Source organism: Cellulomonas sp. NPDC055163 (assembly GCF_053607065.1).
On sequence record NZ_JBSGSU010000001.1, the window covers coordinates 250,207 to 260,364 of the forward strand.

The 10,158-nt window shown below is 72.6% G+C and carries 8 protein-coding genes; 4 read left to right on the forward strand and 4 right to left on the reverse strand.

What is annotated here, in order from left to right:
* Positions 1–61 precede the first annotated feature (61 nt).
* Entirely contained in the window at positions 62–490 is a 429-nt protein-coding gene (locus tag ACWFNE_RS01130) for a DUF3237 family protein (RefSeq protein WP_452120616.1), read from the reverse strand.
* 276 nt (positions 491–766) lie between these two features.
* Complete coding sequence (locus tag ACWFNE_RS01135) at positions 767–1,792, reverse strand: LacI family DNA-binding transcriptional regulator (protein WP_452121123.1); 1,026 nt, start codon at positions 1,790–1,792, stop codon at positions 767–769.
* 398 nt (positions 1,793–2,190) lie between these two features.
* Here ACWFNE_RS01135 and ACWFNE_RS01140 point away from each other — a divergent pair, with 398 nt between their 5' ends.
* The 3 genes from ACWFNE_RS01140 (at position 2,191) to ACWFNE_RS01150 (ending at position 8,425) form a co-directional block, all read left to right on the forward strand.
* The gene (locus ACWFNE_RS01140; RefSeq protein ID WP_452120617.1) at positions 2,191–4,644 is read left to right on the forward strand and encodes a non-reducing end alpha-L-arabinofuranosidase family hydrolase; all 2,454 of its coding nucleotides are present in this window, start codon (positions 2,191–2,193) and stop codon (positions 4,642–4,644) included.
* A 170-nt stretch (positions 4,645–4,814) separates the two neighbouring features.
* The gene (locus ACWFNE_RS01145; protein ID WP_452120618.1) at positions 4,815–6,041 is read left to right on the forward strand and encodes a cellulose binding domain-containing protein; all 1,227 of its coding nucleotides are present in this window, start codon (positions 4,815–4,817) and stop codon (positions 6,039–6,041) included.
* Positions 6,042–6,157: 116 nt separating this feature from the next.
* A complete protein-coding gene (locus tag ACWFNE_RS01150; protein ID WP_452120619.1) occupies positions 6,158–8,425 on the forward strand; it encodes a (Fe-S)-binding protein in 2,268 nt (755 codons plus the stop codon).
* Between the two features lie 8 nt (positions 8,426–8,433).
* On the opposite strand, the gene ACWFNE_RS01155 is transcribed toward ACWFNE_RS01150, so the two are convergent.
* Positions 8,434–8,823 carry a type II toxin-antitoxin system death-on-curing family toxin gene (locus tag ACWFNE_RS01155; protein WP_452120620.1) on the reverse strand — a complete coding sequence of 130 codons (390 nt, stop codon included), beginning with the start codon at positions 8,821–8,823 and terminating at the stop codon, positions 8,434–8,436.
* A complete protein-coding gene (locus ACWFNE_RS01160; RefSeq protein WP_452120621.1) occupies positions 8,820–9,014 on the reverse strand; it encodes a hypothetical protein in 195 nt (64 codons plus the stop codon). Before ACWFNE_RS01160 ends, ACWFNE_RS01155 begins: the two co-directional genes overlap by 4 nt.
* Positions 9,015–9,350: 336 nt before the next feature.
* Here ACWFNE_RS01160 and ACWFNE_RS01165 point away from each other — a divergent pair, with 336 nt between their 5' ends.
* Positions 9,351–9,932 (forward strand): excalibur calcium-binding domain-containing protein, encoded by a 582-nt coding sequence (locus ACWFNE_RS01165; protein ID WP_452120622.1) that lies wholly within the window; start codon positions 9,351–9,353, stop codon positions 9,930–9,932.
* Positions 9,933–10,158: the final 226 nt, after the last annotated feature.

Below are 10,158 nucleotides of genomic sequence, written 5' to 3' on the forward strand. Positions count from 1 at the left end.
GCACCCGTCCGGCACCGGGCCCGGGCTGTCCGTCCGAGCCGTTCCGCAGCACCGCCGCCGCTCAGGCACCGGCGGCGACCCCTACCCGGTGCACCTCGACGATCACCCGCTGCGCGCCCGGCTGCAGCGTCAAGAGCCCCACGAACACCCCGGTCCGCAGCTCGACGGGACCGCCCGCGCCGACGTCGAACCGGGGTGTCGTGAGGATCGGTGCGGGCGCGCCTGCCTCGTGCACCGCGGTGTTCGTGACCGACACGACCGCCCCGGTGCCGAGCCGCAGCTCGTAGCGCGCCCACAGCTCGGACGACCCGTCGGGCCGTTCGAGGTTCCAGTCCGCCCCGCCGGGCAGCAGGGTGCCCTCGAGGCCGCCGGTGACGACGCCACCGAGGATCGGGATGACCCGGCGGTGACCCGTCGGGGTCATGCCCACGTCCACGACCGGCCCGAGGCGGGCGTCGATCGTGCACAGGTGCGTCCCCGTCAGCGTCACCGGCTCAGCCCTGCACCGCGCCGGTGAGGCTGCCGAGGGTGCACCGCTCGAACAGGCGGCCCGCCACGTCTCTCATGCTGGCGCTGCCTTCCTGCTCCTCGTCGGGTGATGCCGCCGGTGCCGTGGGGACGGCGCCTGCGTGCGGCGGTGACGATGCCGCGTCGCGCGAGTCCTACACCGGTGTAGACGCCGTACGAGCGGCCACCCTGGCAACCGGGTGCGGGTGCTGTCAACCCGCCCCGACGACGCTGTCGCGGCTGCCGACGACGTCGCGCGTCAGACCCTCCGCGGCGCCGTGCTCTCGCGCTCGACGAGCCGCATCCCCGCGACGTGCAGCACCGGGGCGTCCCGCTCGGCGCCCGGGGCGAGCCGCTCCTGCACCCGGCGGCGGAGGAGGTCCACCGCGACCCGGGCGATCTCGCGCCGACCGGGGTCCACGGTGGTCAGCGTCGGCACGGAGAACAGCGCGTCCCCGATGTCGTCGAAGCCCACGACGCCGACATCGTCCGGGATCGCGAGCCCGCGCACCTGCAGCTCGTACATCGCGCCGATGGCGAGCGCGTCGTTGAGCGCGACGACGCCGTCGACGCGGACGCCCGAGTCGAGCACGGCGGCCATCGCCCGCGCGCCGTCGGCCCGGTGCCAGCCGGCGTCGGCCCAGCCGAGCAGCCGCGGGTCCACCTCGATCCCCCGCGCCTCGAGGGCCTCGCGGTACCCGCGGAACCGCAGCGCCGACGAGCCCGCGGTCTCGGCGTGCAGCATGCCGACGACGGCGATCCGGCGCCGGCCGGCGTCCAGCAGCAGGTCCGTCGCCGCGCGCGCACCCTCGACGTTGCGCATCGTCACGTGGTCGACGTGCGGGGAGAAGATCTGCTCGCCGAGCAGCACGAGCGGGTAGCCGAGGTCCTGCAGCAGGCGCTCGTCGGCCTGCACGAGGGCGGCGGGGCTGAAGATCAGCCCGTCGATCAGGCCGCGGCGCGGCTCCCGGAGCGCCGCGAGCTCGCCCTCGCGCGTGAAGCCGGTGGGCTCGATGAGCACCTGGAGCCCGTGCTCGCGGGCGGCTGCGAGGATCTCGTCGGCGAGCTCGCCGAAGTAGGGCTGACCGAGCTCGGGCACGGCGAGGCCGACGACGCCGCTGCGGCCCGAGCGGAAGATCTTCGCGGTCACGTTGATCTCGTAGCCGAGCTCGTCGACCGCGGCGAGCACGCGCTCACGGGTCGCGTCCCGGATGTAGGGGTAGCCGCTCAGCACGTTCGAGACCGTCTTGACGGACACGCCCGCCTGGCGCGCCACGTCGGCCATCGTGGCCACAGCGCCTCCCGTCGGACCCCGCGTCGTCGGCCCTCCATGCCCCCCAGGAGCGGGAGTCCGGCCGGTCGCAATCTACCGGAGTGCACCCGCTCCGACCTGCACGGATGCCTTCGTCGGCGCGCAGAACGGGCTGGAACCGCTTCCGGCCGACCGGCCGAGCCGCGGTCCGGCGGGACTGCTCCACCGCCTGCGCGGCCACCGGTTGCCCCCGTGAGAATCGTTTCATATCCCCCGGAACCGCTTCGATCTGGGCCGCGGCCGTGCCAATGTGAGCGCGAACATTCGACGGCCACGGCCTCCGAGCGGGCGTTTCTACACCGATGGAGAACTGTCTGCCGTGGCTGCGCGCCGACGTCGACGACGACGGCGGTCCTCAGAGAGAGGTACGCATGAACACGACGTCACGACGCACCCGGCACGCGCTGGTCGCAGCAGGCCTGACCGTCGCCACGGCGGTCGCCGGACTGGTGGTCGCCGCCCCCGCACAGTCGGCGGCGAGCACGCTCGGTGCAGCGGCTGCGCAGAGCGGGCGCTACTTCGGCACCGCGATCGCCGCGGGCCGCATGAGCGACTCGACCTACATCGGCATCGCCAACCGTGAGTTCACCATGATCACGGCCGAGAACGAGATGAAGATGGACGCGACGGAGCCGTCGCAGAACCGGTTCACCTACACCAACGGCGACCGGATCGTGTCCTGGGCCCGCTCCAACGGCAAGCAGGTCCGCGGGCACACCCTCGCGTGGCACGCGCAGCAGCCCGGCTGGATGCAGAGCATGTCGGGGAGCGCCCTGCGCAACGCCCTGATCAACCACGTCACCCAGGTCGCCACCCACTACCGCGGCCAGATCCACACGTGGGACGTCGTCAACGAGGCGTTCGCCGACGACGGCCGTGGCAGCCGCCGCGACTCCAACCTCCAGCGCACCGGCAACGACTGGATCGAGGCCGCGTTCCGCGCCGCCCGCGCCGCCGACCCGGGCGCGAAGCTCTGCTACAACGACTACAACACCGACGGCATCAACGCCAAGTCCACGGGCATCTACACCATGGTCCGCGACTTCAAGGCCCGCGGCGTCCCGATCGACTGCGTCGGCTTCCAGAGCCACCTCGGCACCGGCATGCCGGGCGACTACCAGGCGAACCTCCAGCGGTTCGCGGACCTCGGCGTCGACGTGCAGATCACCGAGCTCGACATCCAGCAGGGCTCGAACCAGGCCAACGCGTACGCACAGGTCACGAAGGCGTGCCTCGCGGTCGCCCGCTGCACCGGCATCACCGTGTGGGGCGTGCGTGACACCGACTCGTGGCGCACCGGCACCAACCCGCTGCTGTTCGACGGCTCGGGCAACAAGAAGGCGGCCTACACCTCGACGCTCAACGCGCTGAACGCGGGCGGCACGTCGACGCCGAACCCGACCACTCCCCCGACGGACGGCTCCATCGACGTCAACGCGTCGTACGTGCTGCTCAACCGGGGCAGCGGCAAGGCGCTCGACGTCTACAACCTCTCGACGGCCGACGGCGCACGCATCACCCAGTGGAGCCGCAACGACGGTGCGCAGCAGCAGTGGCAGTTCGTCGACGCCGGCAACGGCTACTACAAGATCAAGTCGCGGCTCTCGGGCAAGGTCCTCGACGTCTCCAACTTCTCGACCGCCGACGGCGGCGCGATCGTCCAGTACACCGACCGCAACCAGACCAACCAGCAGTTCCGGCTGCAGGACTCGACCGGCGGCTCGGTGACCCTGGTCAACCGCAACTCCGGCAAGGCCGTCGAGGTGCAGGGCGCCTCGACCGCGGACGGCGGCAACATCGTCCAGTACACGAGCTGGGGCGGGGCGAACCAGCAGTGGCTGCTCGTCCCGGTCGGCGGCAGCAACCCGAACCCGAACCCCACCCCGACGACCACGACGCCGGCGCCCAGCCCGGGCACCTGCACCCTGCCGTCGTCGTACCGCTGGTCCTCGACCGGCTCGCTCGCGACCCCGCGCTCCGGCTGGGCCTCGCTCAAGGACTTCACGGTCGCGCCGTACAACGGCAAGCAGCTCGTCTACGCCACGACGCACGACAACGGCGAGTCGTGGGGCTCGATGAACTTCAGCCCCTTCACGAGCTGGTCGGACATGGCGTCCGCGAGCCAGAACTCGATGCCGTTCACGGCCGTCGCGCCGTCGCTGTTCTACTTCGCGCCCAAGAACATCTGGGTCATGACGTACCAGTGGGGCGGCCCGGCGTTCTCCTACCGGACGTCGACCGACCCGTCGAACCCGAACAGCTGGGGCCCGCACCAGACGCTCTTCTCGGGGAGCATCACCGGCTCGGGCACCGGCCCGATCGACCAGACGATCATCGCCGACGACCAGAACGTGTACCTGTTCTTCGCCGGTGACAACGGCAAGATCTACCGGTCGAGCATGCCGCTCGGGAACTTCCCGGGCAGCTTCGGGTCGAGCTACCAGACGATCATGAGCGACACCACGAACAACCTGTTCGAGGCGCCGCAGGTCTACAAGCTCCAGGGCCAGAGCCGGTACCTCATGATCGTCGAGGCCATCGGCTCGCAGGGCCGCTACTTCCGGTCCTTCACGGCCACGAGCCTGAACGGCACGTGGACGCCGCAGGCCGCCACGGAGAGCAACCCGTTCGCGGGCAAGGCCAACAGCGGCGCGACGTGGACCAACGACATCAGCCACGGTGAGCTGCTGCGGGTGAGCGCGGACCAGACCATGACGGTCGACCCGTGCAACCTCCAGCTGCTCTACCAGGGCCGCTCCCCGAGCTCGGGTGGCGACTACGGCCGGCTGCCGTACCGGCCGGGCCTGCTGACGCTGCAGCGCTAGCCCTCGACCGGCCAGGGCAGCCGCAGCGGCTGCGACTCCCTGCTGCTGCCCTGGCCGGTGGCTGCGCTCGGCGCCCGTCCCGAGCCGCACCACCTCGGACGACCCGCTCGACCCGCACCACCCGCACCACCCGACCGCCCGATCAGCTCGGCCCGACCTGGAGGTTCCCGATGAGACGACCGCTCGCCCGTGCCGCGCTGACCGCCGTCGTGGCGGCCGGCGCCCTGCTCGGCACGTCCGCCCTCACCCCCGCCGCCGCGGCGCCGGGCGGCTCCGGCCCCTACCCGGCCGACTACAGCACCGCGTCGAGCCTGCCGAACCACACGATCTACCGGCCTGCGACGCTGCCGTCGGAGCGGATGCCGGTCGTCGTGTGGAGCAACGGCGCGTGCTCCGCGGACGGCACGTCGGCCCAGAACTTCCTGCGCGAGATCGCCTCGCACGGTTTCCTCGTGATCTCCAACGGCAACCCCGGGGGCGGCGGCAGCTCGACGTCCGCGTGGCTCGCCCAGTCGATCGACTGGGCGGTCGCGGAGAACTCCCGGCCCGGGAGCGCGCTGTACAACCGGCTCGACACGAGCGAGATCGGCGCCGCCGGCTTCTCGTGCGGCGGGGTCGAGGCCTACGCCGTCTCGCGCGACCCGCGCGTCACCACGACCGGGATCTTCAGCAGCGGCCTGCTGAACGACGCCGACGACTACCAGCTCCGGCGACTCGACCACCCGATCGCGTACATCATCGGCGGCCCGAGCGACATCGCGTACCCCAACGCGATGGACGACTGGGGCAAGCTCCCGGCCGGGCTGCCCGCGTTCATGGGCAACCTCGACGTCGGCCACGGCGGGACGTACCACCAGACCAACGGCGGCGAGTTCGGCCGCGCGGCGCAGCTGTGGTTCCGGTGGCAGCTCAAGGGCGACACGCAGGCCGGCCGCGCGTTCGTCGGCCAGGACTGCGGGCTGTGCCGGTCGCCGTGGCGGGCGCAGCAGAACAACCTGACGCTCGGCGTCGACCCGACACCCACGCCGACGCCGACGCCGACAGTCACCCCGACCCCGACCCCGACGGTCACCCCGACCGCGACGCCCACGCCGACCCCCGGGACGTCCGCGTGCACCGCCGCGTACACCGTGACGAGCCAGTGGCCCGGCGGGTTCGTCGCGAGCGTCAACGTCTCGGCGCGGTCCGCGCTCGACGGCTGGGTGGTCCGCGTGACGCTGCCCGACGGCGCGTCCGCCGGGCAGGCCTGGAACGGGACGCTCACGGGCACCGGGCGGACGGTCAGCGTGACCAACGCCGCCTGGAACGGCCGGGTCGCCGCGGGGCAGGCCGCGACGTTCGGCTTCCAGGGCACCGGCACGGGGGCGGGGGCCTCCGTGACGTGTGAGGCCGCCTGACCGCAGGCGGACCTCACGTGCCGTGCCCCTCGCCCATGGACGGGCGGGGGGCACGGCGGCCGTCGAGGCGCGGAACGTCCCCCGACGGCCGCCCCTCGACGGGCTAGCGTGACCGCGTGGACGCCCTGCATCTGACCTGCCTCGTGCTCGTGGTCCTCGCGACCGTCGTCGGTGTCGCGGTCTTCGCCCGCGGGCTCGCGGCGATCGTCCGGACCGTGCGGATCGGCGGCCCGACGCCGACCGACCGCCTGCGTCCCGTCGGTCCCCGCGTGGGTCTCGTGCTGCGCGAGATGCTCGGGCACGGCCGGTTCCAGCACACGCCGGTCGTGACGGCCGCGCACTGGGCCGTGATGGTGTCGTTCCCGGTGCTGTTCTTCGCGCTCGCGACCGGGTACGGGCAGGTCGTCGACCCGCGCTCCGCGCTGCCGCTGCTCGGGCACCTCGTGCCGTGGGAGTGGCTCACCGAGGCGATCGCGTGGGCGTCGCTGCTCGGCATCCTGGCGCTGATCGCCCGGCGGGTCCGGGTCCAGCCGCGCGCGGGGCAACCCGAGGGCGAGCAGCGACGGTCCCGGTTCTTCGGCTCGGACGCCGCCGCCGCGTACTTCGTCGAGGCGACCGTGCTGCTCGTCGTGCTCGCGGTGCTCGTGCTGCGGGGCCTCGAGTACGCACTCGCCGCGCAGGAGGGCCTGCCGCTCGCGTCGGCGCTGCACTTCCCGCTGACCGCCTGGTACGGCTCCGCGTGGGCCGGAGCGTCGACGGGCGCGCTCGAGGCGGCGGTCGTGGTAGTGGCGACCGTGAAGATCCTCGTGTCCATGTCGTGGTTCGTCGTCGTCGGCCTGCAACCCACGATGGGCGTCGCGTGGCACCGGTTCCTCGCGGTGCTGAACATCTACGCCCGCCGTGACCTGACCGGCGCCCCGGCGCTCGGGCCGCTGCAGCCGATGACCGTGAACGGCGAGCCCGTCGACCTCGCGGCGCTCGAGGACCTGCCCGACGACGCGCGGCTCGGGGTCGGCGCGATCGAGGACTTCACGTGGAAGGGCCTGCTCGACTTCTCGACGTGCACCGAGTGCGGGCGCTGCCAGGACCAGTGCCCGGCGTGGGCGACCGGCAAGCCGCTGTCCCCCAAGCTCGTGACGCTCGCGCTGCGCGACCACGCGTACGCGACCGCGCCGTACCTGCTCTCCGGGCCGGCCGGCGGCGCCGAGCAGGGCGAGGGCTCGATCGCGTCGGACGGCCGCGCCGCCGACGCCCCGGTCGACACGACGCACGCGAACGTCGACCTCGTCGGCTCGGGCGTGATCGACCCCGACGTCCTGTGGGCGTGCACGACGTGCGGCGCGTGCGTCCAGCAGTGCCCCGTCGACATCGAGCACGTCGACGCGATCGTCGACATGCGCCGCTACCAGGTGCTGATGGAGTCCGCGTTCCCCAAGGAGCTCGGCGGCGCGTTCACCAAGCTCGAGCGCCAGGGCAACCCGTGGGGCCTGCCCGCGCGCAACCGGTTCGCGTGGGCCAAGGACCTGCCGTTCGACGTGCCGCAGGTCGGCGTGGACGTCGAGTCCGCGGCCGAGGTCGACTACCTGTTCTGGGTCGGCTGCGCGGGCGCCTACGAGGACCGGGCGAAGAGGACGACGCGCGCGGTCGCCGAGCTGCTGGACACGGCCGGGGTCGCGTTCGCGGTCCTCGGCGACGGCGAGACCTGCACCGGCGACCCGGCCCGGCGCGCCGGGAACGAGATGCTGTTCCAGATGCTCGCGTCGCAGAACGTCGAGACGCTGAACGAGGTCGGCGCGCAACGCATCGTCGTGACGTGCGCGCACTGCTTCAACACCCTCTCGCGCGAGTACCCGCAGCTCGGCGGGCGGTACCAGGTGCTGCACCACACCGAGCTGCTCAACCAGCTCGTGGCGGACGGGCGGCTGACGCCGGTGGCCGCGCCGGGTGACGGTACGGCCACGGACCAGAAGGTCACCTACCACGACCCCTGCTACCTGGGCCGGCACAACAAGGTCTACGCCCCGCCGCGCGAGCTGCTCGGCGCCCTGCCCGGCGTCGAGCTCGCCGAGATGCCCCGCACGCAGGAGCGCTCGTTCTGCTGCGGCGCAGGCGGCGCGCGCATGTGGATGGAGGAGAAGCTCGGCACCCGGATCAACCTCGAGCGCGCGGGCGAGGCCATCGGCACCGGCGCGGACGTCGTCGCGACGGCCTGCCCGTTCTGCACGGTCATGCTGTCCGACGGGGTCGCGGCGCACGCGGCGTCGGCGGGGGCGTCAGCCGGTGCCGCTGCGACCGACGGCGGGGCACCGGCGCAGGTCGGGGTTCCGGAGGTCGTCGACATCGCGACGCTGCTGCTCGACCGGGTGCGGTCTCCCGGCTCGTAGCGGCGCCCCTAGTCCGAGGTCGGCCGTCGCCACGCGCGGAGGGCCTCGGCGACCACCGTGACGTCGGCGACCGCTCCGCTCGCGACTGCGAGGACGAGGTCGATCGCCTCGTCGTGCGGGGCTTCGACGACGTGCCCGTTGAGCTCGTAGAAGACGAGCGCCGACACCCAGCCGAGCCGCTTGTTGCCGTCGATCAGCGCGTGGTTGCTGACGAGCGACAGGAGCAGTGCAGCGGCCTTCTCGTCGAGCTCGGGGTAGGCGTCGTCACCGAAGACGGTTGCACGCGGACGCGCCAGCGCTGACTCCAGCAGCCCGAAGTCACGGACCTCCGCGTCGTGCCCGAGGATGGCGTTCCCGAAGAGGATCAGGTCACGCAGCTCCAGGTAGACGAAGCTCACGCGAGCGCGTCGAGGATCGGCTTGTCGCGCTGCAGGACGCGCGCGAGCGCTGCGTCACGTCGACGGTCCCGCTCCGAGGTGTAGCGCTCGATCGCCTCGACGATCACGGCGTGCTCGGAGCGCTGCTCGCGCGCTGCGGTCTCCTTGACGCGCGCCTGCAACTCAGGGGAAAGACGCAACGTGGTCGCCATCCGACGATGATACCGAGCGCTACGACGCGATGTCACCGTGAGGTGGTGGCCGTCGCGACGCTGCCGGACGCCTGGGTGCGCTCAACGCACGGCCGAGCCCGTTTCACCCGGTCGCGGGAACGCTTCACCCCCGGGCTTCCTCCCTGCGCGTCAGACCGGGCGATACCGTCACAAAGCGGGTCGGAACGGAACGCAGTCGACTCGTCTCACTCCACACAGGGGGCGGTCGACGTGGACCGGACGGCATCGCAGCAGCACAGGACGGGAACCTCAGCCGGGGCGGCGCCGAGCCCGAGCGCTCCTCCACCGTCCGGGTACCCGCCTCGGCCGCATCCGGTGCCCACGACCGGTCGCCGGGTGCGCAACCCGAACACCGTCGCCGCCTCGGTCATCGCAGGACTCGTCTTCGGGCTCCTCGTGGGCGCTGGCTGCCAGCCCTCGGCGACCGCGTCGCAGGAGTACAGACAGCTCTCCGATCACCTCGACGCGACGACGGAGCGCCTCGAGGCAGCGCGTGCGTCGGAAGCCCGGACGCGCGAGGAGGCGGAGTCGGTCAGGGCCGCTGCGGCGACGACGCAGCAGTCGGCCGATGCCGCTCTCGCCGACGCGACCGCCCGCCAGGCAGCCGTCGACGTGCGCGAGCAGGAGCTCGCTGCCGCCCAGGCGGAGATCGACGCGACGAAGGCCGATCTCGACTCGCGCGAGGCCGCGGTGGCTGCCGCAGAGGCGCGCGTCTCGGCACGCGCTGGGTCCTCCGCCCCGGCGGCCCCCGCGCCCGAGCCGGCGCCCAAGCAGGTGACCGGGGCGTACGAGAACTGCGCGGCGGCCCGTGCGGCGGGAGCGGCGCCCGTGCTCCGGGGCGAGCCCGGCTACGGCAGCCACCTCGACCGGGACGGTGACGGGGTCGGGTGCGAGTGACCTGAGCGGAGGCCCACCTCACCCGTCGCCTCCGTACGCGCGCAGCCGTCGACCGTTCACCGTGGATCCGCGCCTGGAAGCGCTGTCCCCTCTGCGCAGGACGCGGGTGGCTCGGGGGGGGGGGGGGGGAAAAAAAGAAAAAAAAAAAAAAAAAAAAACAAAACCGCCCCCCCCCCCCCCCCCAAGAGGTGGTTTTGGGGAGGCACAGGGGTGTCCCCCACCCCCC

Coding starts and splice junctions, on each gene's coding strand:
- ACWFNE_RS01135 (WP_452121123.1), bottom strand. CDS start 1,792: ATGGCCGACGTGGCGCGCCAGGCGGGCGTGTCCGTCAAGACGGTCTCG.
- ACWFNE_RS01140 (WP_452120617.1), top strand. CDS start 2,191: ATGAACACGACGTCACGACGCACCCGGCACGCGCTGGTCGCAGCAGGC.
- ACWFNE_RS01145 (WP_452120618.1), top strand. CDS start 4,815: ATGAGACGACCGCTCGCCCGTGCCGCGCTGACCGCCGTCGTGGCGGCC.
- ACWFNE_RS01160 (WP_452120621.1), bottom strand. CDS start 9,014: ATGGCGACCACGTTGCGTCTTTCCCCTGAGTTGCAGGCGCGCGTCAAG.